We start from the raw sequence: 23,606 nt of genomic DNA on the forward strand, positions 1-23,606 counted from the left end.
GATGATAATCTTGGAATTAATTATACAGTGGGTCACACAAATAATCATTTTTGTTATATTAGCAACTATCCTTGATCTTATTATACCTTCTTCCGCCATGAAGAAATATATTCAACTAGTGGTGGGATTAATTTTAATCCTAATTTTATTAAATCCTATCTTTTATATACTGAATATTGATATAGATAGAGCGTTAAATTCCTCATTCCAGCAGTTGAATCAGATAAAAAGTACAGAGGGTTCGGTAGAAAATTTAATTGAATTGCAAAAAAAAGAGATACAAACGACTCAAGATGCATATATTTTAGAACAAATGGCTGTCCCATTAATAGATTTAGCAAAAGAGCCTCTAATTGAAGGGCATAACTTAGAAATCACTAACCTAGATTTCCAATTTTCTACTAATCAGCAATTCACTTATGAGGATCTTCAAGAAGTCATTGTTACTGTCAAAAATTACGAAAAAGGGGAGGGAGAAATGGGGGTAGTTGAAGATGTAGTAATTAATACGAATGAACCTATCGAAAATGAAGACAGGCATGAAGACGAAGTAAAATCTCTTTTAACAGAACTATGGGGTCTGGAAGATAAAGAGATAACCATTTATTGGGAGGGAGGGTCATCTTGAAAAAACTCTTCGAGAAAATCTTTCAACCAAAAAAATCAGAATCAGGGAAGAGCAGCTTAAACAAAGTTGGGTATGTCATAATTCTAGGTTTGGTTGGCCTACTACTTATTATCTTAAGTAATATCTTCTCAACTGAAAAAAATGAAGCAAACCCAAACAACGAAATGCAGCTAGAGGTGAAGGAGGAAGTAGAGGTCTCTAATTCCGAGAAGCCAACTGTTTCAGGTGAAGTTGACGAACTAGAAGCAAGTTACAAAGAAGACCTTGAAGCAATGCTTAATAAAATACATGGAGTATCAGAAGCTGAGGTAATGGTAAACCTCTCTTCAACAAACGTCAATGTATATGAGAAGAACCTCATTCGAGGAGAGCAATCTACAGATGAATCTGACCGTAACGGAGGAACGAGAAAAGTAGACGACCAATCGGAAGAGACCCAGGTTGTGTTTGTAAGACAAGGTGATAGAGAAGTTCCTTTATTGGTTAGGACTGACCGCCCAGAAGTAAGTGGAGTGTTTGTCGTAGCGAAAGGCGCCGAAAATGCCAATATAAAAAACTGGATTGTAGAAGCAGTTTCTAGAGTACTCAATGTTCCAACTCATAGAGTTTCTGTAATGCCAAAAAGTAATTAATGGGAGGAATTTGAAAATGTTAAAAAAGCAAACAGTTTGGTTACTTACCATGCTAAGTCTTATGATTGTTCTAAGTGTGTACTATATTATTTCTCCAAACAATGATGATCTAGCATACATTGATAATGGACAAACAGATACAGAGCAACCAGCAACTACAGACCAACAGGAAGCTGAGGATACCGCTGGAAATGCAGAAGTGAATGAGATGACAAATGTTGGAAATAGTGATGAATTATTTACCTCCATTCGTATGGAGCTTCAAGATGATAGGAGTATGGAGATTGAACGCCTTGAAGATATTGTAGCGTCTAGTAATGCAAGTGTGGAAGAAAAGGATAAAGCTTTACAAGATATTGATGTTCTAGAAGGACTTTCTACTAAAGAATCTATTTTAGAGCAATCCATCCTTCAAACAGCTGAATATGAGGATGTCTTAGTACGTTCTGCTGAGGATAAAGTTCATGTACATGTAAAAGCAGGGGAGCTTCTTACAAATACAGAGGTCGTTAATATCATGCAAATGGTTCGTGATGAATACGGAGAAATTACGGTAGATGTTAATTTTGAACCAACGGAACAACAAGATGACGGATCTGAAGAAGATGGAGAAAAGGGTGAGGGAGAGGGAAGTGAATAAGGACTAACTGCAACTGACGGAGTAAATCGTAAAGAAATCTAGACAAAAGTCTAGATTTCTTTACGTATTTTAACATTCGCTTTTATAGAAAATCATTGATATAATCTTTTTATCGCAGGTTAACTGGTTATAAGGCCCTTAACAATAAGAACTCAAGAAGAACACAAGAATAGTAATTCTTATCCATTGTCCGATTCGTTTAAGGTCCTTATACTCATACCCTTGATGGTAGGTAGCACTCTGCTGGAGATAAAAGAACCCCCAAACTGATCGAAGTTTCGTTTTATTAATGTTGGGGTTTAGATAATTCTTGAACGGATGCATGATTTTATCGTAGAATGTTAGAAGGAGTTATTAGTACCTTGTATTAATTACTTGATATATTAAATATAGTAAAAGGGGTGCCACGCATGTTAAAGGTACAAGAAATTCGAGAATTGATTAAATTAATTGATCAATCGAGCATCGATGAATTTACATATGAATCTGATGGAACGACTGTTTCAATGAAAAAATCAAACACTGCTCCACAAGTAGTGAGGGAAGCAGTAATAAATACGCCGGTGCAAACAACTGATACTAAACTTGTAAAACCAGAACCGGTTATAGAAGCAAGAAAAGAAGTGGATATGGAAAAAGAAAATCAAAAAACAGAGCAGGAAAATACAAGTATAAGTAGTTATGACCACGAGATTGTCTCACCTATGGTCGGCACATTCTATTCTTCTCCAACACCAGAGAGTGATCCTTTTGTATCGATTGGAAGCAATGTTCAGAAGGATACAATAGTATGTATCGTAGAAGCAATGAAACTATTCAACGAAATCGAAGCAGAGGTATCTGGTGAGATCGTTGAAATATTGGTAGATAATGGGGAACTAGTTGAGTATGGTCAACCATTATTTAGAGTGAAGACAAAGTAGTAAGGGGATGAGCCTGTGATTAAAAAGCTGTTAATAGCTAACAGAGGTGAGATAGCCGTTCGTATCATTCGCGCTTGTAAGGAATTAGGGATTGAAACGGTGGCGGTTTATTCTGAAGCTGATAAAGAATCACTTCATGTCCAATTAGCGGACGAAGCATATTGTATTGGTCCCAAGCTAAGTAAGGATAGTTACCTTAATTTTACAAACATTATGAGTGTCGCAACACTTACCAATGTAGATGCAATACACCCAGGTTATGGGTTTTTAGCGGAGAATGCTGACTTTGCAGAAATTTGCAAAGCCTGTAATATACAATTTGTAGGACCTACTTCAGAAGCTATTCAAAAAATGGGAATTAAGGATATAGCCCGAGAAACAATGAAGCAAGCGAACGTTCCGATTGTACCTGGTTCAGATGGGATTATTGAAAGTGAAGAAGAGGCTACCCGAATTGCAAATGAAATAGGTTATCCAGTTATTATCAAAGCTACTGCTGGTGGCGGTGGAAAAGGAATTCGTGTAGCTCGAAGTGAAGAAGAACTGATTAAAGGGATTAGAGTTACGCAGAAAGAGGCAGAAACAGCATTTGGAAACCCTGGTGTTTATTTAGAAAAGTTTATTGAGGACTTTAGACACGTTGAGATTCAAATACTAGCCGATAAGCATGGCAATGTAGTTCATCTTGGAGAAAGAGATTGCTCTATTCAGCGCAGACTTCAGAAACTGATAGAAGAGTCGCCATCTCCTGCATTAACACCTGATATAAGAGAGAAAATGGGAAAAGCCTCCGTAAAAGCAGCTAAGGCAGTCAATTATGTTGGGGCTGGAACTATTGAATATATATTTGATAGAAAAACAAAAGAGTTTTACTTTATGGAAATGAATACTCGTATTCAAGTTGAACATCCAGTAACAGAAATGATTACAGGAATTGATCTAATTAAAGAGCAAATTAAGATTGCAGATAACGAAAAGCTTTCATTTACACAGGCAGATGTAACGTATGAAGGCCACGCTATAGAATGTAGAATAAATGCCGAGAATCCATTTAAAAACTTTATGCCTTCAGCAGGAGAAGTGACAATGTATTTAGCTCCTGGCGGCTTAGGTGTGCGGGTTGATTCTGGGGCATATCCTGGATACAAAATACCTCCATACTATGATTCCATGATTGCTAAGCTCATTGTCCACGCTTCGACTCGTGAAGAAGCGATTAATAGGATGAAACGTGCATTAGATGAATTTGTGATTGAAGGTGTCCATACAACCATTCCTTTTCACCATCTAATAATGGAGAATAACGTATTTATTAATGGTGATTTTAATACAAACTTCCTAGAAGAAAACCCAATTCTAGAAAAGGAATAATTATCGATTATTAAAGGAGTGATACCATGAGTGAACAACCTTTGTTAAAAGTAAGTGATAATTCGACCTTAGGTAAAGTTGAAATTGCTCCAGAAGTAATAGAAGTAATCGCTGGGATAGCTGCCACAGAAGTAGAAGGATTATATGCTATGAGAGGAAACTTTGCCTCTGGAGTCGTTGAGCGACTAGGCAAGAAAACTCATAGTAAGGGTGTGAAAGTTGAATTAACGGATAACGGTGTGACCATCGACCTGTTTGTTCTGCTGCATTTTGGAGTCTCTATTCCAAAAGTTGCCCAAGAGATACAAACTAATATCAGACAGTCTTTAAAATACATGACAGCACTTGAAATTAATGAAATTAATATCCATGTTGTTGGCATGCATATGGACGGAAAAGAAAATACTGAAGTAAAATAATGCTTTATGGTCAAAAGGAATTCTGCCTTTTGACCCTTCTTTTTTTAGACAGGCATCTAGTTGTTAATTAATATGATAGATAGACTGCTGATTAGTTTAATTCAAGATAGTGCGTTAATATCGCTCCGGAAATACACTACGCTTTCCGCGGGCGCTGTTGAGCCTCCTCGTGCTAACGTGCGGGGTCTCACCTAGGCTTCTCATCCCGCAGGAGTCTTCGTGTATTTCCTCCGCTAGTATAGCGCTATAAAGAAAACACAACTTCTCATAAGAAGTGATTGTAGCGGAGGGCAGTCGACTCCTGCGGGAAAAGCAACAAGCGAAGACCCCGCAGGAAGTGGTCTTCTTCCGAGGAGGCTGAGACGTTGCCCGCGGAAAGCGTACTGCCCGCAGCGGAAATCACCAGCATATATTTTCCAGTGTGTTTTCGGTGTGAACGATAAACTATCTTGAATTCAGTTAATCAACATTTTCTATCAACTGAGGAGGAAGATAAAGAATCAGCTGAATATTTATTAACGGACTTTTTTAAGCATATATTTACAGTGTAGGGCTTGTTATCTTCATTAAGGTAGTTTCTAGCGTTGCATAATTAATCATGTTATTATTTGTAAGAGAGTGATTAAAAGGAGTTAAAATAATGAATAGACATACAGCAAGAGAAAAAGCTTTTCAGGTTTTGTTTCAACTTGATTCGAATGATATGGAAATAAAGCAAGCAATGGAATCCTTCTTGCCAGAGAGAGAACAAGAGGATATATTTTTGCGCACCTTGATCGAAGGTGTTGCAAGTAATAAAGACGAGATTGATACACTTATTAAAGACAACTTGGAGAGATGGTCATTCAATCGTATTGCAACTGTAGAAAGAACAATATTGCGAATTGCTACTTATGAATTAAAATATATAGAAGATATCCCTGAGAATGTATCCATTAATGAAGCGGTAGAACTAGGGAATAAGTACGGGGACGAGAAATCAGGCAAATTCATTAATGGTGTATTGTCAAAAATAATGAAATAAAAGGGGACCTTGAGAAATGTCTGCAGATATAATAAATGGAAAAGACTTAGCCCAGGAGTTACGGGCGAACATGAAAGAAGAAGTCTCACAATTAGTTCAAATGGGAATTACTCCTCATTTAACTGTTCTGTTGGTGGGTGATAATCCGGCATCTAAATCATATGTGAAGGGTAAAGAAAAAGCAGCCAAGGAAGTTGGTATTTCTTCTTCATTAATTGAATTACCCGCTTCTACCACAGAAGATGAATTGTTGGAAACGATTATTCAACTTAATAATGATGACTCCGTCCACGGAATTTTAGTACAACTGCCATTGCCGCAACAAATTAGTGAACGGAAGGTAATTGAAGCTATCGACCCATCCAAGGATGTAGATGGCTTTCATCCTGTTAATATTGGAAGAATGATGGTTGGTGAAGATACTTTCCTGCCTTGCACTCCATATGGAATCCTTACCATGCTGAAATCTAGAGATATTGTGATAGAAGGTAAACATGCAGTTATTATTGGAAGAAGTAATATAGTTGGTAAGCCTGTTGGTCAGTTATTACTTAATGAAAATGCAACTGTAACTTACTGTCATTCCAAAACGGAGGATTTAAAAGAACTTACAAGGCAAGCGGATATTCTTGTGGTGGCAGTAGGCAGACCGAACGTAATTACTGGAGACTTTTTAAAAGAAGGTGCAGTAGTTATTGATGTAGGAATAAATCGTTTAGAAAATGGGTCATTAACTGGGGATGTAGATTTTGAAGATGCGAAGGAAAAAGCCGCATATATTACTCCAGTACCAAAAGGGGTTGGGCCGATGACAATTGCAATGTTACTTAAAAATACAATTAAGGCGGCTAAAGGGCTGGTATCCGTTGAATAATCAGTATTTAACCGTAACGGCCCTTACAAAGTATATAAAACGAAAAATAGACACAGATCCTCATCTAAAAAATATATGGCTCAAGGGAGAAATTTCTAACTTTAAACACCACTCCCGAGGTCATATGTATATGACGATAAAAGACGATCAGGCCAGAATACAGGCAGTCATGTTCGCAGGTAATAACAGATATATGAAGTTCCAGCCTGAGAATGGCATGAATGTATTAATCAGAGGCGAAATAAGTGTTTATGAAGCGCATGGTCAGTATCAATTATACATCGCTCAAATGGAACCAGATGGTATTGGTGCCTTATATCTCGCTTTTGAACAATTGAAAGAAAAGTTAAATAAGAAGGGTTATTTTGATCCAATATACAAAAAAGATATACCGTTATATCCAAAAGATATCGGTGTAATTACATCGCCTACCGGGGCAGCAGTGAGAGACATTATTACAACGATCAAAAGACGTTACCCTATTGTTAACATTACAGTTATTCCAGTGTTAGTTCAAGGGCCGAATGCGGCTAAGTCTATTAAGAATGGTATAGAGATAGCGAATAGAGCTGGAAGCTTTGACACATTGATAATTGGACGTGGCGGAGGGTCTATTGAAGAACTGTGGAGCTTTAATGAGGAAATCGTAGCAGACGCGATATTCCATTCATCTATTCCTATCATTTCTGCTGTCGGCCATGAGACAGACACCACCATAAGCGATTATGTAGCAGATTTGCGAGCACCCACACCGACAGGGGCGGCTGAGCTGGCTGTTTTATCAAAAGAAGAATTGAATGAAAAGATTTTTACTTATAAACAAGCATTAACGAGAGAATTAAATAGGGATATTAGAAATTACCAAAGTCAACTAGCAAGATTAAAGAATGCGTATGCATTTCGATATCCAGAACAATTATTAAAACAAAAAGAACAACAACTAGATACTGCTGTAGAGAGACTTCAGAGAATGGTATTAAAAGAACAGCAAAGACACCAGTTGAAATTAAATGGATTAATAAAGCGGCTAGTAGCTCAGCATCCCGAAAAACAATTAAGAGAAGCGTTGCTGCGAATAGAAGGAAATGTAAAAAGGCAAAATAACGCACTTAACAAAATAATAGAGTCAAATAAACTTCAACTAGCATCCTACATAGATAAATTAACATTATTAAATCCTTTAGAAATAATGAAAAGGGGATTTACCTTACCATATAAAGAAAACGGTCAGATTGTTAAAACCGTAAAAGACCTAAAAAGAGACGATCAAATAACTCTAAAATTTAGGGATGGTACTGTGGATTGCCAGGTAGTAGAAGTGGAGGAGAAAAGAAATGACAAATAAGGAAGAGATAACATTTGAAGATGCGATGAAGAAACTTGAAGAAATTGTTGAAAAATTAGAAGAGGGAGATGTCCCTTTAGAAAAAGCAATTAATTATTATCAAGAAGGCATGACGCTTTCCAAGCTTTGCAATGACAAATTGAACAATGTGCAAGAGAAGATGGCTCACATTATGAATGAGCAGGGAGAAATAGAGCCATTTGAAGTACAGGAGGAAGAATAGTCGTGGGGTATAACATAAGTGAATATATTGACCATTATAAAGAAATCATTGAAAAGGAAATTACTGTCTATTTTCAAAAGATGAATGTCCCTCAACAATTAAAGGATTCAATGATTTATTCCTTAGAAGCTGGAGGGAAGAGGCTAAGACCAATTCTACTTATTGCAAGTTATGAAGCTTATAGTAAAGATATTTCAAAAGTCATATCATCAAGTATTGCATTAGAAATGATCCATACTTATTCACTTATACATGATGATTTACCGGCGATGGATGATGATGATTATCGGAGAGGAAAACTTACAAATCATAAGAAGTTTAATGAAGCAACAGCAATCTTAGCCGGAGATGCATTATTAACCACCAGCTTTGAAGCAATTGCTAATGATTCGAAGTTAACGGCAATAGAAAAAGTAGAAATTATAAAAATGTTAGCCCAGTGCAGTGGACCTAAAGGAATGGTTGCTGGACAAATATTAGATATGGAAGCCGAAGAAAAAGTGGTTAGCTTGGAAGAGCTTGAAAAAATCCACACCTTAAAAACAGGAGAATTAGTTCGATTTGCAGTTTATATTGGTGGTTATCTTGCTAATGCATCTAAAGAACAATTAAGTGCTTTAGAAGATTTTGCCTATTATTTAGGGTTAATTTTCCAAGTTCAAGATGATATTCTTGACATAACTGGTGAGGAAGAAAAATTAGGAAAGCCAGTTGGAAGTGATGAACAAAATGAAAAGAGTACTTACCCGAAATTGTTGGGATTGGAAGGTGCTATTAGCAAAAAAGAGAGCTACGTAAAGAAAGCCAAGGAAGCACTCATAAAGGCTGAAGCTGAGAACTCTTATTTAATGGGAATTACGGATTATTTTAGTCAAAGAGATCACTAATTACTTACATTTAGGTAATCGAAGAATAGAGTTTTTGGTAACAATTTGTTATAATAACAAGTATCAAAGTAATGTTGCGGTATTCTAGTCAGTCCTCCTTTATCCGAAGGCGGGCCTAAAATCCGCCAAAGGGCACATCGATAAAGTTCCTTGTGTTCGCTTGAGGCGCCCAGCCTTGGGACGATGATGGGAGTTGAGGATTTCGATCGTTCCACAACGCATGTAGCCTCCGTCCGATACGCGCGGAGGCCCATCTCTATGGTGAAAAGTAAGCCTAGTTAGTTACTGCGATGGAATAGGGTATGGACCAGCAATAGATGGTTAGAGATACCTAATAAGCAGTGTAGCCTTCCTTGAGTTGTCCAAATACAGAGGTATATACTTGGGAAAATATACTGGAACAAAGCCACAGTTCTAACCTTTAAATGACCATTCCTCATACATGACTGTATTAAAGATAGAGGTATATATAAAATCACAACTAAAACGATCGTTTAATTTCAGTCTAACTATTGCCGTTATCACATTCGTGTTAGCGGCTATTTTTTCAGTCGGTATTAAGTGGTAACTCGATTAATTATAGTTTTGATTATTGTATCAAAAGGTGTCGTTTTTAAATGCTTGGAATTGCTTTCAACTGAAGGCGGAAGAGAACCATTCCAGGTATGACAGCAGACAAAGTAGCAGGTGCCAAAGAAGCCGTATATATTGTGCGAAATGCTGACCGTTTTGCAGGTTTTTGTTAAAATGTAATAGGTGATATTAAGTATTTTTATTGGTACCGCATCGGCAGTAGTCAACTTACAAATTGCTGCGCTGCTGGACTATCGCGAAGGATCATCTGGACAGATTATTCTTTCTACGTTCATGACTAGTGTTATTGCTGCATTAACGGTCGGTGGAAAGGCTGTCGAGAAGAGTTTTGCCATCAACTCCTCTACTCATATTATTTCTTTTGCAGGGAGAGTATTATACTATATAGGAGATAAAACTAATATTAAAATCATACCAAAGAAATAAGTTGCAAAGGGATTGCGTGATATAATGAAAAAAATAAAGTTAGATGAATTATTAGTGGAACGAGGCTTAAGTGAGAATATTGATAAGGCGAAGCGGATGATTATGGCAGGACAGGTTTTCTCCGAGCAGGAAAGGTTGGATAAACCTGGCATGAAGGTAAAAACTGAAATTCCTCTCCATATAAAAGGAAAAAAACTTCGTTACGTTGGTCGAGGGGGTCTTAAGCTAGAAAAGGCATTAAAGTATTTTGACATTTCCGTAAAAGATAAAATCTTAATTGATATTGGTTCCTCAACAGGAGGATTTACGGATTGTGCCTTGCAATTCGGAGCCAGTATGAGTTATGCAATAGATGTTGGTTATAATCAGTTAGATTGGAAGCTGCGAAATGATGAACGTGTAGTTGTGATGGAACGAACAAACTTCCGCTATGTTACCAAAGATATGCTAAAAAAGGGTTTTCCCAATTTAGCAAGTATAGACGTTTCATTTATATCTTTAAAGCAAATGCTTCCCGTGTTAAAAACGTTATTGACAGAGACGAGTGATGTGGTAACCCTAATAAAACCTCAATTTGAAGCTAAAAGAGAACAGGTTGGAGAAAAGGGTATTGTCCGTGATCGACTTGTTCATATGGAAGTTATTGAGGAGATGATTAGATTTACAGAAAAAGAAGGCTTTACATTTGTCAATTTAACGTATTCACCGATAACTGGTGGAGAGGGAAATATCGAATTTTTAGCGCATTTCGTATGGAAAAAAGAAATTCCACCCAACAATATAGATATAAAAGCAATTGTAGACGAAGCACATCTTTCGTTAATTAAAGGAGAAAAAGATGAGTAAAATACAACGACATCTAAAGATTCGTGAATTAATTACAGAGAAAGAAATCGAGACCCAAGACGACTTAGTTGAGATGCTAAAAAAGTTAGGATTCAATGTTACGCAAGCTACTGTATCAAGAGATATAAAAGAGCTTGAATTGGTAAAAATCCCTATTGCAGATGGCAGGTATAAGTATAGCCTTCCTGCTGATCGAAGGTATAATCCATTTAAAAAGTTAAAGCGTTTAATGACAGATGTATTTGTTAAAATTGATTCGGCTAATAATCTGATTGTATTAAAAACGTTACCAGGAAATGGAAATGCCATTGGTGTATTAATAGATAGTTTAGATTGGGATGAAATCCTAGGTACAATTTGTGGTGATGACACCTGTCTAATTATTTGTAAAACTACAGAAGAGGCAGAGGAGATTAAAGAACGCTTTATAGAAATGCTATAAAGCAAATCGGGGTGAATAGTAGTGCTTACTGAATTGTCTATACGAGACTTTGCTATTATTGATGAAATCAGTGTTACTTTTTATGAGGGATTAACCGTATTAACTGGTGAAACAGGAGCAGGAAAATCCATTATTATTGATGCAATACAATTATTAGCTGGTGGTAGAGGCTCTGTTGATTATGTTCGACATGGTACGAAAAAATGTGAAATTGAAGGGCTTTTTATACTTGAGGATGACAATCATGACATTTATCGTATTGCGGAACAGTTTGGAGTAGAAATAGTTGATGGACAAGTTGTTCTAGAAAGAGTTATTACTGCCTCTGGCAAGAGTATTTGTCGGGTTAACAGTAAGCTCGTAACATTAGGAATTCTAAAAGAATTTGGTAGAACACTTATAGATATACACAGTCAACATGAAACACAAAGTTTAATGGATGCAGATCATCATATAGACTTTTTAGATTTGTATGATCCAAAATTGATTTTAAAAGCGAAGGAAGAATATCTTGTTTTATATAATAAACTCAAAGCATTACAGAAGCGCTATAAGCAACTGAATGAAAACGAACAAGAAAACGCCCAACGCTTAGATTTGTTACAGTTCCAGCGTAATGAACTAGAAGAAGCGAATCTTTCTCCAAATGAAGATGAACAGCTCGAATTAGAGAGGCAGTCTTTAATGAATTTTGAACGTATATATACTTCTCTTAATGATACATACAATGCTTTATATGGAGAGAGTAAAGGATTGGAATGGGTTAATAAAGCGCATCTGGCACTGGATGAGAGTAAAAGATATGATACATTTATTAACGAAAAAGCAGAAGAAATGGCAGAGCACTATTTCGCTCTAGAAGAGTTAACCTATGATTTAAGAAATCACATGGATCGTCTACAGTATGATCCAGAAAGATTAAATGAGATTGAAGCAAGGTTAAATGAGATAAATCGATTGAAAAGAAAATATGGTTCTACTGTAAATGATTTATTGACATATCAAGCTAAAATAGAAGAAGAAATAGAACAAATTACAAATAAAGATACCCATCTATCTTCGTTGCAAAAACAAATGGAAGAAGTAGAAAAAGACGTCAAGCTTGAAGCGGACCAGTTACATGATTTGCGTAAGAAATCAGCAGAGCGTTTAACAAAAGCTGTTTCTAAGGAATTAAAGGACTTATATTTAGAAAAAGCTTCGTTTGACATTGCTTTCGAAAAAGAAGAACAAAACGGTAAGGTCCAATACAACCAAAATGGATACGATCATGTCAGCTTCCTTATCTCAACGAATCCAGGTGAACCGTTAAAGGAACTGAGCAAAGTGGCATCTGGTGGCGAACTCTCAAGAATTATGCTTGTATTGAAAAAATTATTTGCTAAAAGTCAAGGTGTAACGAGCGTTATTTTTGATGAAGTGGATACCGGGGTTAGCGGAAGAGTGGCACAAGCAATTGCAGAAAAAATTTATCAAATTTCTGTCAATTCGCAAGTGCTATGTATTACTCATTTACCACAGGTAGCTGCAATGGCAGATACCCATAAATTTATACAAAAACAGCTAAAAGGAAAACGTACTATAACAAGTGTTAAGGAGTTAACAAAGGAAGAGCAGATTGTTGAACTAAGCAGAATGATAACAGGAACTAAGTTAACTGAGACAGCAAAAGAACATGCGAAGGAGTTACTGGATTTAGCTTATTCATTCAAGGTAAAGGCCTAATATATTTTTCCATATATAAGAATATTTTCTATCAAAAAGCCAGAAACTATACCATCTGGCTTTTTTTATATGAGGACCCTTTCGTTTTAGCTAATTATGCATGTAAACCTTCATTTATAAAAGGAAATGTTAAACATCTTTTCTTATCTTTCTCCAGTTTAAAACATCTCCTAAGGGTCAAATTAAAAGTACAGAGAAATAAATGGTGTGGGTAAAAACAAGGAGAGTGAACCATATTGAAGCCAAGGAAGTTAAATCGTATCAGACAATGGATAGGCGTTTTGCTCCTTATTGCAGTTATTGCAATTCCTATGTTTACCCCAATTAACAAGTACCTTTCTATTCCTAAAGAAGTGGTTACTTTTAATAATGAAATTCCTGTAGATGTTCCCAATTTAGGCAGTAATGTGGAATTAGGAACTACAGACGAAAGTATGTTGGCAATAGATTCCTCTGCATTCTATCCAAAAGAAGCTGGAAATAGTGAGCTGGTTTACGAAGTCAATGGGTTCCCAATAAAGAAGGTTAACCTTTCTATACTAGAGGATTTAAAGGTAATTCCAGGCGGACAGTCAATTGGAGTTCAATTACAGACATTAGGTGTTCTTGTAGTAGGCCATCATCAAGTTAATGGTAGTGATAAAGCAGTATCTCCCGGCGAAGAAGCGAATATTCACGTTGGTGATGTTATATTAAAAATAAACGGGACACCTGTTAAAGACATGAATGAAATTAAAACTTATGTTGACGAAGCGGGAAAAAACAATAAGGATTTAGACATCACGATTAAAAGAGGGAAAGAAACCATTGATACAACTTTGCATCCATTATTAGATAAGAAGGAAGATGCATATAAGATTGGATTATATATCCGAGACTCTGCAGCGGGTATTGGAACAATGACTTTTTATGAACCTAAATCAAAAAAATATGGTGCATTAGGGCATGTGATTTCGGATATGGATACTAAAAAACCAATTGAAATTCACAATGGCACAATAGTGCGTTCATCCGTTACATCCATTGAAAAGGGAAATAACGGAATCCCAGGGGAAAAGCAAGCTAAATTCTCTATTGAGGATAATCAGATAGGCAATATTACAAAAAACAGTCCCTTTGGGATATTTGGTGAGTTAAATCAGCCGATTACAAATGGTTCTTATGATAAGCCGATGCCAGTTGCTTTATCACATGAAGTTAAAGAAGGACCAGCAAAGATATTAACAGTTGTAAATAATGAAAAAGTAGAAGAATTTGATATTGAAATCGTAAGCAGCGTTCCACAAAAATTTCCTGCAACCAAAGGAATGGTCATAAAGATAACGGACCCAGAATTATTAAAGCACACTGGTGGGATTGTACAAGGAATGAGCGGGAGTCCAATTATCCAAGATGGAAAAGTAATCGGTGCAGTGACCCATGTATTTGTCAATGATCCAACAAGCGGGTATGGTGTTCATATCGAGTGGATGCTTCAAGATGCAGGAATTGAAATTTATAATACAGAAAAAGAAGCTAGCTAATGACAAGATTTGTTATGGTTCTCCATAGCAAATCTTTTTTGTGTGATTTTAGCTCAACAAGTATTCGCTAAAGGACGAGTGAATGCGCGTTTTCAAAATAATAGTCCCCTAATGTTGGCACTATATGTTATAAACAAAAGAATGAATAAAATTATTGAATGATTTTGAATAAAAAAAAGGATAATTAGAAAATTTGTAGAATATGTTTATGTGGATATAAGATTAAAGGAGGAGCTTTGGTTGGATAAAATTTCAGTTTGCTTAGTGGATGATAATCGTGAACTTATTCAAATGATGGAAGAATATTTTAGTGATTTAGAAGATATTGAAGTTATTGGTACTGCATACAATGGTAGAGACTGTTTATCCATGTTGGATGAATTAAATCCTGATGTATTAATTTTAGATATTATTATGCCGCACGTAGATGGATTGGCTGTATTAAATGAAATCAGAAATAGTGATAAAAGCAGTAAACCAAATGTCATAATGCTTACCGCTTTTGGGCAAGAAGAAGTGATGAAAAAGGCAGTTAACTTAGGGGCGTCTTACTTTATCTTAAAACCATTTGATTTAGGTCATTTGGCAGATCAAGTACGTCAAGTGGAAGGGAATCAGGTAGTACAATCAACGGTGAAGAAGCCAACGAAAAAGGAGAAAAAACAAGATTTAGAAGCAAGCATTACGAATATTATCCATGAAATTGGGGTTCCTGCTCATATTAAAGGATATATGTATTTAAGAGAAGCCATTACGATGGTTTATAATGACATTGAGCTCCTCGGTTCCATCACTAAGGTATTGTATCCAGCCATAGCGAAAAAGTTTAATACAACAGCATCCAGAGTAGAAAGAGCTATACGACATGCAATAGAAGTTGCCTGGAGCAGAGGGAATATTGAATCTATATCAGCTTTATTTGGTTATACGATTAATATTTCTAAAGCGAAGCCAACTAATTCAGAGTTCATTGCAATGGTAGCCGATCGACTTCGCCTGGAACATAAAGCAAGCTAAAAAATATTACTGTACAGAACTGTACAGTAATATTTTTTATTGACAGTGGCACATATTTGCTTGGTTCCAAAAATTAAATCAGTTAAGTATACTCCCGGAGGAGGTATTTCTCCTGAAGTTAAATACATATCTATACCTGCCTTATAAATCCAACCATGGATTTGGCCACAGGTTAAGAAATTATTGTTTTTCAATCAAAAAATGAATGATACAATGCGGTAATTGCTTTGTCTAAGTCGTTAGCCTGAATCCCAAACATCATGGATACCTCTGACGAACCTTGGTTAATCATCTCAATATTCACATTCGCTTTTACAAACGCAGATGTAGCTTTATTAGCAACACCGATCGTATTTACAAGTCCTTCACCAACAACCATAATGACTGCAATTCCACGTTGAAGACTTACTGTATCTGGATGCAATTCATTATTAATGCGATTTATAATCATTTCCTCTTTCTCAGGTGTCAAATTTCTTTCCCTAATAATGACCGACATATTGTCTATTCCAGATGGTGCATGTTCAAAGGATATTCCTTCGTCTTCTAGAATATTTAGCAATTTACGACCAAAACCTATTTCTCTATTCATGAGATATTTACTTACGTATAAGCTGCAAAAACCTGTATCACTTGCAATTCCAGAAACGCACTGATCATTTACTTCTCTTTCAGCAACAATGTAAGTACCTCTTGCTTCTGGATTATTTGTATTTTTAATACATACAGGTATCCTCGCCCTAATTGCTGGAATAAGTGCTTCATCATGGAAAACGGAGAATCCTGCGTAAGATAACTCCCTCATTTCTTTATAGGTTAGAGTAGTAATTTCCTTTGGATTTTCAACAATATTAGGATTAACAGTATAAACCGAGTTAACATCTGTAAAATTCTCATACAGAGAAGCCTGAACACCCGCGGCAATAATAGAACCAGTAATATCTGATCCACCCCGGGAGAAGGTAACTAACTTGCCTTCCTCAGAATATCCAAAAAATCCAGGTATTACAAATACACCATCTTTATCACGGAGCGTGTAAATTTTCGCTAGGCTATCTGGTAAAATTCGGGCGTTACCTGGTTCATCACTAACAATGATACCCGCTTCTTTAGGATTTATGTAGGAAGATGAAATGCCGATATCTGACAAATACGCACTGATAATTTTTGCATTGGAATCCTCTCCAATTGCTTTAATAGCATCCATCTTCATATTTGAGTCTACGTTCAACGCAAGTGTTTGCTTTATGGTAACTTCAATTTCTTCGATAAGTGTTTGAGAGAGATTAAGTTCTAAAATAATCTCATTAAATCGTCCCAATACTTTAGTAAAGTACTCCTCGTATTCTTCATTACTAATATAGGCTGTCCCCATTTTGATTAGCATATCTGTCATTTTAAAATCATCTTTATGTCGTTTGCCAGGTGCAGAAACCACGATGAATTTCCGTTCCTGGTCTCCTTTAATAATTTCTCCTACTTTTTTTATTTGTGTTGCATTTGCAACCGAACTACCTCCAAATTTTGCTACTTTCATTACTGGTCCCCCATTTAAACATTATTTTTAATAATAACACAATAATTCGATAAATCTAGGGGGAATTTTTTAATACTTGGCTCCCCCTTAAGGCACTTCACTAATATGTAGATTACTTTAACTCTCTAATTAATTACATCTCTAAAAGTATAAAAAAAGATGGTGCATTATCCATCTTTTTCATCTTTATTTTTAATTGCACGATAATTATTCTTACGATCCCGATAGATTACGAATCCCCCGATAAAAGCAAGTCCAAATCCAAACAAAAGCAGACCGACTAGAAACTGTACCCCTGAGTTGAGTAGAACATGATAATATTCTGCAAAGATAGCATCACGCATTAATTTAATACCATATACAGCCAATAAGCCAGGAATGAATAGTAAAAGTAAAGCAACGATTCTCATTATGATTCCCCTTGTAACATCAGTCAAGTTAAGTATATCAAATTTTAAGAAAAATAGTTAGAGAAACCAACATTTAGTTATCATAAAGGGTAATGTGTTTTTTAGTATTTTTTAACTGAGACTCATAACATCTTGGCTAAATTTTGCATAATCACGTATGATAGAGTCATGCAAGAATTTGCAGGGGGGATGGGATGAAAAAAGTTCTGATTATTGGTGCAGGTAAGGGAGGAAGTATTTTATTAAAAATCTTTCTAGAAATCAAAAGCATGGAAATTATAGCAATTATTGATAAAAATGCCAATGCTCCAGGAATAGAGTTAGCAAATAACCATCAAATTCCTACTGATTATGCATATGAGAAATGGTTGTCAAAAGCTGATATTATTATTGAAGCAACAGGTGATAAACAAGTATTAGAAGATTTGATGAAGGTAAGCCAATCTATTGTTATACCTGGCTCCATCGCTTACATTATTTCTGAATTATTTGATGAGAAAGAGTCGTTACTAGATCAATTCCAACAGTTATTAAAGAACCAAGAGCTAATATTAAGTCATATACATGATGGCATGATTATTATTAATAGCAAAGGAAATATAGAATTTGCCAATGATAGCGCATTAGAGATGTTAGGAATAAGCAGGAATGTATTAATTGGCAAGCCGATGGACTCTATTATAAGTAATACAAATTTGTTAAATGTTCTAAAGACTAAAGAAAAAGAAATAAACCAACCATTTCGGCTCGAGAATGGAAAAAATGTTATTACTACTCGTATACCAGTGATAAATGCTGACAATAAGTTAGTTGGAGCTTTTGCTGTCTTCAAAGACCTTACAGAAGTAATAAAATTAGCTGAAGAGAATACCGACCTAAATGAAATAAAGACAATGTTTGAAGCTATAATTAAATCGTCGGAAGAAGCTATAAGTGTAGTTGATGAAAAGGGATTAGGCTTAATGATTAATCCTGCTTATACCCGCCTTACTGGCTTGGCCGAAAAAGAGGTCATAGGTAAACCCGCAACCACAGATATATCTGAAGGGGAAAGTATCCATATGAAGGTGCTTGAAACAAAAAAATCCTTCCGGGGTGTTAGGATGAAAGTCGGACCTAAAAAGAAGGATGTAATAGTTAATGTAGCACCAGTTATTGTTAAGGGCAAAGTAAAGGGAAGCATAGGTATTATTCATGATGTAACGGAAATTAAATCACTTACGAAGGAATTGAAAATAGCTCGGCAAATTATTCGAAGTTTGCAGGCCAAATACACATTTGATGATATTATCGGAACTTCACAGGAAATGACATTGGCACTTGAACAAGCTAAAGTTGGGGCCAAAACACCAGCAATTGTTTTGTTAAGGGGAGAGTCAGGTACTGGGAAGGAATTATTTGCACATGCCATCCATAATGAAAGTAACCGTAAGCATAATAAGTTTATCCGGGTCAATTGTGCAGCGATTGCTGAGTCTATTCTAGAAAGTGAATTATTTGGTTATGAAGAAGGAGCTTTTTCAGGTGCTAAGTCAGGTGGAAAAAAAGGTCTATTTGAAGAAGCAAACCATGGCAGTATTTTTCTAGATGAGATCGGGGAACTCTCTTTAAACATGCAGGCAAAGCTTCTTCGGGTATTGCAAGAAAACGAAATCATCCGAGTTGGGGGTACTTCCCCAATTATTGTTGATGTACGAATTATCGCTGCAACCAATTTAAACTTGGAGCGTGCTATCGTTAATAAAACTTTTCGGGAGGATCTTTATTATCGCTTAAATCGTTTACCGATTTATATTCCTACGTTAAAGGAAAGACAATCTGATTTACCTGACTTGGCAAGGCATATCATACAAAAGATCAATCAAGATTATGGGAGAAATGTACAAGATATCAGTGAAGGTGCATTAGCGAAATTACAGAATTATGACTGGCCCGGAAATGTAAGAGAACTAGAAAATATTTTGGGAAGAACAATGATTTATATGGGCAACAATGAAGAGATTATTGAAAGTCGGCACATTCCCCAATTAGAATTGAGTTCTTCAAAGCTGAAAACTGGAAAATCTGATTCATCTAAATTTCCTATCCAGTCATTACAACAAGTAATGGAGCAGTCTGAGAAGGACTATATTCAGCAAATTTATATGTACCATGATTATAATAAAACAAAAACAGCTGAAACTTTAAAAATATCTATTCGAAACTTGTATTATAAGTTAGAAAAGTATAATCTAGAATAGGATTGCATGCAAGTTTTTGCATGATTGAAATATATTGCAGATTAATATAATTAACTTACTAATAAATGAAGCGCTTACATTAATTGTATTGTTGGCATGAGTTTTGCTTGCTAGTTTATGGGGCTTTCTTTAAAGAACATTTAAGGGGGATAAAGATATGGAAATCTTTAAGAATATGGAAGAATATGATTATGAACAATTGGTTTTTTGCCAGGACAAAAATTCAGGTTTAAAAGCTATTATTGCTATACATGATACAACGATTGGCCCAGCGCTAGGTGGAACTAGGATGTGGACATATCAAACTGAAGAAGATGCCATTATTGATGCACTTAGACTTGCGAAAGGAATGACTTACAAAAACGCTGCTGCAGGATTAGACTTAGGCGGTGGTAAAACGGTAATTATTGGTAATCCAAAGACTGATAAGAATCCAGAATTATTCCGTGCGTTTGGCAGGTATATTCAGAGTCTCAATGGCAGGTATATCACAGCTGAAGATGTTGGTACAACAGTGAAAGATATGGATATTATTCATCAAGAAACAGATTATGTGACTGGTATATCACCTGAGTTTGGATCCTCTGGAAATCCATCACCTATTACTGCATATGGTGTTTACAGGGGAATGAAAGCTGCAGCGAAGGAAGCATTTGGTGATGATTCCTTAGAGGGAAGAACGATTGCTGTACAAGGTGTAGGAAACGTTGCTTATACACTATGTGAATATCTTCATCGCGAAGGTGCTAAACTTATAGTAACAGATATCAACCAAACAGCAGTACAACGTGCGGTAGAAGCATTTGGGGCAAAAGCAGTAGACCCTAATGATATATACGATGTAGAATGTGATATTTATGCACCTTGTGCGCTAGGTGCAACTATTAATGATAATACGATAAACAGAATAACAGCGAAGGTAATTGCTGGTTCTGCAAATAACCAATTGCAACGTTCTTCACATGGAGATATTCTTTTCGAAAAGGGAGTTGTATATGCTCCTGACTATATTATTAATGCTGGGGGAGTAATCAATGTTGCAGATGAATTATATGGTTATAATCGAGAGCGAGTTCTTAAAAAGGTTGAAATGATTTATGATAGCGTAATGAATGTTTTTGAGATTTCTAAGAGAGATGGTATACCGACTTATTTAGCTGCAGACCGTATGGCTGAAGAGCGGATTGAATCTGTCAGAAAATCAAGAAGACAATTTTTAAGAAATGAACATCATGTATTAAGCAGAAGAAAGTAATGTGAAATCTACTCTATCAGGGGGATGTTTCGCCCTCTGATAGAGATATTAACCACCTAAAGCCAAATCATCTGCAGTAATCGATCCAATAATTTTTCCATTCTTTTGTTTTAAAAAGGTACAATAAAGGAGCGTTTGATAAATGACAGAATCATTCGACTTAGTAGTTCTTGGCGGGGGAACCGGTGGGTATGTTGCAGCAATTAGAGCAGCACAACTAGGAATGAAAGTAGCCGTTGTAGAGAAAGAAGATTTAGGGGGCACATGTTTGCACAAGGGGTGTATCCCATCAAAAGCCCTTTTGCGCAGTGCAGAGATTTATAGACAAACAAAACATGCAATAGAATATGGAATTGAAACAGATAATGTTCGTCTGAATTTCCAGAAGATTCAAGAAAGGAAAGAGAACACCATTTCTAATCTCCACCTGGGAGTACAAGGTTTAATGAAAAAAAATAATATTGAAGTTTTCAAGGGAATTGGGCGTATTTTAGGTTCAAGTATTTTTTCTCCAATTCCTGGTACCATCTCAGTAGAATATGAAAATGGAGAGGAGAATTCAATTCTTATACCTAAGCAGGTTATTATTGCAACTGGTTCCTCTCCTAGGACATTGCCTAATTTAGAGATTGACGGTACACAAGTGCTTCATTCGGATCATGCATTAACTATGGAGGAGCTACCTAGTTCTATCGTTATAATTGGAGCTGGAGCTATTGGCATTGAATGGGCTTCCATGCTAGCAGACTTTGGCGTTGAAGTAACTATAGTAGAATATTTGGATAGAATCTTACCTGCTGTGGATGAAGAAATTTCCAAAGAAGTGGAAAGACTACTAAAGAAAAAAGGCATAAAGTTTATGAAAGGAACAAAGGTGCTGCCAGAGTCCTTAGTTAAAGATCATTCCAATGTAAGGATAGATGTAGACAGGAATGGTGAAATAGAAACAATTTCTTCCGAGAAAATATTGGTTTCTGTAGGAAGGAAAGCAAACATAGAGAATATTGGTCTGGAAAATACAGATATTGAATTGGAAAATGGTTTTATTCAAACAAATGAATTTTGTCAAACGAAGGAATCTCACATTTACGCTATAGGAGATGTAATAGGAGGAATGCAGCTGGCTCACGTTGCTTCTCATGAAGGGATCGTTGCAGTAGAGCATATGGCAAATGAAAATCCTACTCCATTAAATTATCTCCATATTGCCAGTTGTATCTATTCTCATCCCGAGGTTGCTAGTATTGGTTTAACAGAACAACAAGCGTTACAGCAAGGATACAATGTGAAGGTTGGAAAATTCCCATTTAAGGCGATAGGGAAGGCATTGGTACATGGTGAGAAAGAAGGATTTGTTAAAGTGATTGGGGATAAAGAAACAGACGATATACTTGGTGTTCACATGATAGGACCGCATGTAACAGATATGATATCTGAAGCAAGTCTTGCAATGGTATTGAATGCCACACCATGGGAGATATCCCAGACAATCCATCCGCATCCGACATTGTCCGAAGTGATAGGTGAAGCTGCCTTAGCTGTTGACGGAAAGCAAATCCACGGATAAAGAGGTAAATGTGGCACAGTGAAAAAATTACTGTCCACCTATTGGATAAATAAAGGGAGGCACTTATATGAAGAATAGGCATGAAATGTTAGGTATGACAGATGAACAAGTTCTTTCTATCTACGAAATGATGCTACTCGCTAGAAGATTAGATGAACGGATGTGGCTATTAAATCGTTCGGGAAAGATTCCTTTCGTCATTTCCTGTCAAGGACAAGAAGCAGCACAAGTAGGTGCCAGCTTTGCTTTAAATAGAGAAATTGACTATATTGCTCCATATTATCGTGATTTAGGGGTTGTATTATCATTTGGGATGACAGCAAAAGAGTTAATGTTGTCAGCTTTTGCCAAAGCAGAGGATCCTAATTCAGGCGGTAGACAAATGCCAGGCCATTTTGGGCAGAAGAAGAATCGTATTTTAACTGGTTCTTCACCTGTTACGACACAGGTTCCCCATGCAGTTGGTGTTGCGTTAGCTAGTAAAATGGAAAATAAAAACTTCGTATCATTTGTGACATTAGGTGAAGGATCCTCCAACCAGGGTGACTTTCATGAAGGATTAAACTTTGCTGGAGTTCATAAACTGCCAGTGATTACCATGGTAGAGAATAATAAATATGCTATCTCCGTACCTATGGAAAAACAAATAGCAAGTGAGAATGTATCCATACGGGCGAGTAGCTATGGAATGCCAGGGGTTACTGTGGATGGAAATGATCCATTGGCAGTCTACGAGGCTGTAAAGCAGGCGAGAAATAGAGCTGTGAATGGTGAGGGTCCAACACTAATAGAAGCTGTATCTTATCGATTAACTGCTCATTCCAGCGATGATGATGACAAGTACAGAGAAAAAGATGAAGTCAATGAGGCGAAAAAGCAAGATGCTATCGTAACATTTGCAGATTATCTAAGAGATGTCAATGTCTTAAATGAAGAAATAATAGAATCCATAAATCAAAAGATCATGGAAATAGTGAACGAAGCAACTGATTATGCAGAGTCAGCTGCATATGCAGATCCAGAACATGCATTACGTTATGTTTATGAAGAATAGGGGG

23 protein-coding genes are annotated in these 23,606 nt (G+C 36.3%); 21 read left to right on the forward strand and 2 right to left on the reverse strand.

What is annotated here, in order from left to right:
* Position 1: 1 nt before the first annotated feature.
* The 17 genes from spoIIIAF to spo0A all read left to right on the forward strand — a co-directional run bounded on the left by spoIIIAF (position 2) and on the right by spo0A (position 15,539).
* Positions 2 to 628: a stage III sporulation protein AF gene (gene spoIIIAF / locus D8M04_RS02210; RefSeq protein ID WP_246001092.1), complete on the forward strand. Its 627-nt coding sequence runs from the start codon at positions 2 to 4 to the stop codon at positions 626 to 628.
* Positions 625 to 1,260, forward strand: a complete 636-nt coding sequence (gene spoIIIAG, locus D8M04_RS02215) for a stage III sporulation protein AG (protein WP_121520979.1) — start codon at positions 625 to 627, stop codon at positions 1,258 to 1,260. Before spoIIIAF ends, spoIIIAG begins: the two co-directional genes overlap by 4 nt.
* Positions 1,261 to 1,276: 16 nt before the next feature.
* On the forward strand, positions 1,277 to 1,900 hold the full coding sequence (locus D8M04_RS02220; RefSeq protein WP_121520981.1) for a SpoIIIAH-like family protein: 624 nt from the start codon (positions 1,277 to 1,279) through the stop codon (positions 1,898 to 1,900).
* A 410-nt stretch (positions 1,901 to 2,310) separates the two neighbouring features.
* Positions 2,311 to 2,823: an acetyl-CoA carboxylase biotin carboxyl carrier protein gene (accB, locus tag D8M04_RS02225; RefSeq protein WP_121520983.1), complete on the forward strand. Its 513-nt coding sequence runs from the start codon at positions 2,311 to 2,313 to the stop codon at positions 2,821 to 2,823.
* A gap of 15 nt (positions 2,824 to 2,838) precedes the next feature.
* Positions 2,839 to 4,194 (forward strand): acetyl-CoA carboxylase biotin carboxylase subunit, encoded by a 1,356-nt coding sequence (gene accC, locus D8M04_RS02230; protein ID WP_121520985.1) that lies wholly within the window; start codon positions 2,839 to 2,841, stop codon positions 4,192 to 4,194.
* A gap of 26 nt (positions 4,195 to 4,220) precedes the next feature.
* Positions 4,221 to 4,613 (forward strand): Asp23/Gls24 family envelope stress response protein, encoded by a 393-nt coding sequence (locus D8M04_RS02235; protein ID WP_121520987.1) that lies wholly within the window; start codon positions 4,221 to 4,223, stop codon positions 4,611 to 4,613.
* A 640-nt stretch (positions 4,614 to 5,253) separates the two neighbouring features.
* Positions 5,254 to 5,637, forward strand: a complete 384-nt coding sequence (gene nusB, locus D8M04_RS02240) for a transcription antitermination factor NusB (protein WP_121520989.1) — start codon at positions 5,254 to 5,256, stop codon at positions 5,635 to 5,637.
* Positions 5,638 to 5,653: 16 nt separating this feature from the next.
* Complete coding sequence (gene folD / locus D8M04_RS02245) at positions 5,654 to 6,511, forward strand: bifunctional methylenetetrahydrofolate dehydrogenase/methenyltetrahydrofolate cyclohydrolase FolD (protein ID WP_121520991.1); 858 nt, start codon at positions 5,654 to 5,656, stop codon at positions 6,509 to 6,511.
* Positions 6,504 to 7,856: an exodeoxyribonuclease VII large subunit gene (gene xseA, locus D8M04_RS02250; protein ID WP_121520993.1), complete on the forward strand. Its 1,353-nt coding sequence runs from the start codon at positions 6,504 to 6,506 to the stop codon at positions 7,854 to 7,856. Before folD ends, xseA begins: the two co-directional genes overlap by 8 nt.
* Entirely contained in the window at positions 7,846 to 8,079 is a 234-nt protein-coding gene (locus tag D8M04_RS02255; protein WP_121520995.1) for an exodeoxyribonuclease VII small subunit, read from the forward strand. The genes xseA and D8M04_RS02255 overlap by 11 nt, the downstream gene beginning before the upstream one ends.
* A 2-nt stretch (positions 8,080 to 8,081) precedes the next feature.
* Positions 8,082 to 8,966, forward strand: coding sequence for a polyprenyl synthetase family protein (locus D8M04_RS02260; protein WP_121520997.1), 885 nt, complete (start codon positions 8,082 to 8,084; stop codon positions 8,964 to 8,966).
* Positions 8,967 to 9,722: 756 nt separating this feature from the next.
* Complete coding sequence (locus tag D8M04_RS20625; RefSeq protein ID WP_342772613.1) at positions 9,723 to 9,986, forward strand: hypothetical protein; 264 nt, start codon at positions 9,723 to 9,725, stop codon at positions 9,984 to 9,986.
* 24 nt (positions 9,987 to 10,010) lie between these two features.
* Positions 10,011 to 10,832, forward strand: a complete 822-nt coding sequence (locus D8M04_RS02270) for a TlyA family RNA methyltransferase (RefSeq protein ID WP_121520999.1) — start codon at positions 10,011 to 10,013, stop codon at positions 10,830 to 10,832.
* Positions 10,825 to 11,274, forward strand: coding sequence for a transcriptional regulator AhrC/ArgR (ahrC, locus tag D8M04_RS02275; RefSeq protein ID WP_121521001.1), 450 nt, complete (start codon positions 10,825 to 10,827; stop codon positions 11,272 to 11,274). Before D8M04_RS02270 ends, ahrC begins: the two co-directional genes overlap by 8 nt.
* 21 nt (positions 11,275 to 11,295) lie before the next feature.
* The gene (recN, locus tag D8M04_RS02280; RefSeq protein WP_121521003.1) at positions 11,296 to 12,999 is read left to right on the forward strand and encodes a DNA repair protein RecN; all 1,704 of its coding nucleotides are present in this window, start codon (positions 11,296 to 11,298) and stop codon (positions 12,997 to 12,999) included.
* Positions 13,000 to 13,235: 236 nt separating this feature from the next.
* Complete coding sequence (gene spoIVB / locus D8M04_RS02285) at positions 13,236 to 14,522, forward strand: SpoIVB peptidase (protein ID WP_121521005.1); 1,287 nt, start codon at positions 13,236 to 13,238, stop codon at positions 14,520 to 14,522.
* 240 nt (positions 14,523 to 14,762) lie between these two features.
* Positions 14,763 to 15,539 (forward strand): sporulation transcription factor Spo0A, encoded by a 777-nt coding sequence (spo0A, locus tag D8M04_RS02290; RefSeq protein ID WP_121521007.1) that lies wholly within the window; start codon positions 14,763 to 14,765, stop codon positions 15,537 to 15,539.
* A gap of 190 nt (positions 15,540 to 15,729) precedes the next feature.
* Here spo0A and D8M04_RS02295 read toward each other — a convergent pair whose 3' ends face one another.
* The gene (locus D8M04_RS02295) at positions 15,730 to 17,076 is read right to left on the reverse strand and encodes an aspartate kinase (RefSeq protein WP_121521009.1); all 1,347 of its coding nucleotides are present in this window, start codon (positions 17,074 to 17,076) and stop codon (positions 15,730 to 15,732) included.
* A gap of 167 nt (positions 17,077 to 17,243) precedes the next feature.
* A complete protein-coding gene (locus tag D8M04_RS02300; protein WP_342772614.1) occupies positions 17,244 to 17,486 on the reverse strand; it encodes a DUF2627 family protein in 243 nt (80 codons plus the stop codon).
* Between the two features lie 194 nt (positions 17,487 to 17,680).
* Between D8M04_RS02300 and D8M04_RS02305 the strand changes: the two genes are divergently transcribed.
* The 4 genes from D8M04_RS02305 (at position 17,681) to D8M04_RS02320 (ending at position 23,602) form a co-directional block, all read left to right on the forward strand.
* Positions 17,681 to 19,726: a sigma-54 interaction domain-containing protein gene (locus D8M04_RS02305; protein ID WP_121521011.1), complete on the forward strand. Its 2,046-nt coding sequence runs from the start codon at positions 17,681 to 17,683 to the stop codon at positions 19,724 to 19,726.
* Between the two features lie 157 nt (positions 19,727 to 19,883).
* Positions 19,884 to 20,981 (forward strand): Leu/Phe/Val dehydrogenase, encoded by a 1,098-nt coding sequence (locus D8M04_RS02310; RefSeq protein WP_121521013.1) that lies wholly within the window; start codon positions 19,884 to 19,886, stop codon positions 20,979 to 20,981.
* A gap of 142 nt (positions 20,982 to 21,123) precedes the next feature.
* On the forward strand, positions 21,124 to 22,548 hold the full coding sequence (gene lpdA / locus D8M04_RS02315) for a dihydrolipoyl dehydrogenase (RefSeq protein WP_121521015.1): 1,425 nt from the start codon (positions 21,124 to 21,126) through the stop codon (positions 22,546 to 22,548).
* 67 nt (positions 22,549 to 22,615) lie between these two features.
* Positions 22,616 to 23,602 (forward strand): thiamine pyrophosphate-dependent dehydrogenase E1 component subunit alpha, encoded by a 987-nt coding sequence (locus D8M04_RS02320; RefSeq protein WP_121521017.1) that lies wholly within the window; start codon positions 22,616 to 22,618, stop codon positions 23,600 to 23,602.
* The last annotated feature ends 4 nt before the right edge of the window (positions 23,603 to 23,606 follow it).

Source organism: Oceanobacillus piezotolerans, assembly GCF_003665065.1.
Classification (GTDB): Bacteria; Bacillota; Bacilli; order Bacillales; family Amphibacillaceae; genus Oceanobacillus; species Oceanobacillus piezotolerans.

Coding starts and splice junctions, on each gene's coding strand:
- D8M04_RS02220 (WP_121520981.1), top strand. CDS start 1,277: ATGTTAAAAAAGCAAACAGTTTGGTTACTTACCATGCTAAGTCTTATG.
- D8M04_RS02235 (WP_121520987.1), top strand. CDS start 4,221: ATGAGTGAACAACCTTTGTTAAAAGTAAGTGATAATTCGACCTTAGGT.
- folD (WP_121520991.1), top strand. CDS start 5,654: ATGTCTGCAGATATAATAAATGGAAAAGACTTAGCCCAGGAGTTACGG.
- D8M04_RS02295 (WP_121521009.1), bottom strand. CDS start 17,076: ATGAAAGTAGCAAAATTTGGAGGTAGTTCGGTTGCAAATGCAACACAA.
- D8M04_RS02270 (WP_121520999.1), top strand. CDS start 10,011: ATGAAAAAAATAAAGTTAGATGAATTATTAGTGGAACGAGGCTTAAGT.
- D8M04_RS02320 (WP_121521017.1), top strand. CDS start 22,616: ATGAAGAATAGGCATGAAATGTTAGGTATGACAGATGAACAAGTTCTT.
- D8M04_RS02310 (WP_121521013.1), top strand. CDS start 19,884: ATGGAAATCTTTAAGAATATGGAAGAATATGATTATGAACAATTGGTT.
- D8M04_RS02300 (WP_342772614.1), bottom strand. CDS start 17,486: ATGAGAATCGTTGCTTTACTTTTACTATTCATTCCTGGCTTATTGGCT.
- spoIIIAF (WP_246001092.1), top strand. CDS start 2: ATGATAATCTTGGAATTAATTATACAGTGGGTCACACAAATAATCATT.
- accB (WP_121520983.1), top strand. CDS start 2,311: ATGTTAAAGGTACAAGAAATTCGAGAATTGATTAAATTAATTGATCAA.
- ahrC (WP_121521001.1), top strand. CDS start 10,825: ATGAGTAAAATACAACGACATCTAAAGATTCGTGAATTAATTACAGAG.
- lpdA (WP_121521015.1), top strand. CDS start 21,124: ATGACAGAATCATTCGACTTAGTAGTTCTTGGCGGGGGAACCGGTGGG.
- D8M04_RS02255 (WP_121520995.1), top strand. CDS start 7,846: ATGACAAATAAGGAAGAGATAACATTTGAAGATGCGATGAAGAAACTT.
- D8M04_RS02305 (WP_121521011.1), top strand. CDS start 17,681: ATGAAAAAAGTTCTGATTATTGGTGCAGGTAAGGGAGGAAGTATTTTA.
- nusB (WP_121520989.1), top strand. CDS start 5,254: ATGAATAGACATACAGCAAGAGAAAAAGCTTTTCAGGTTTTGTTTCAA.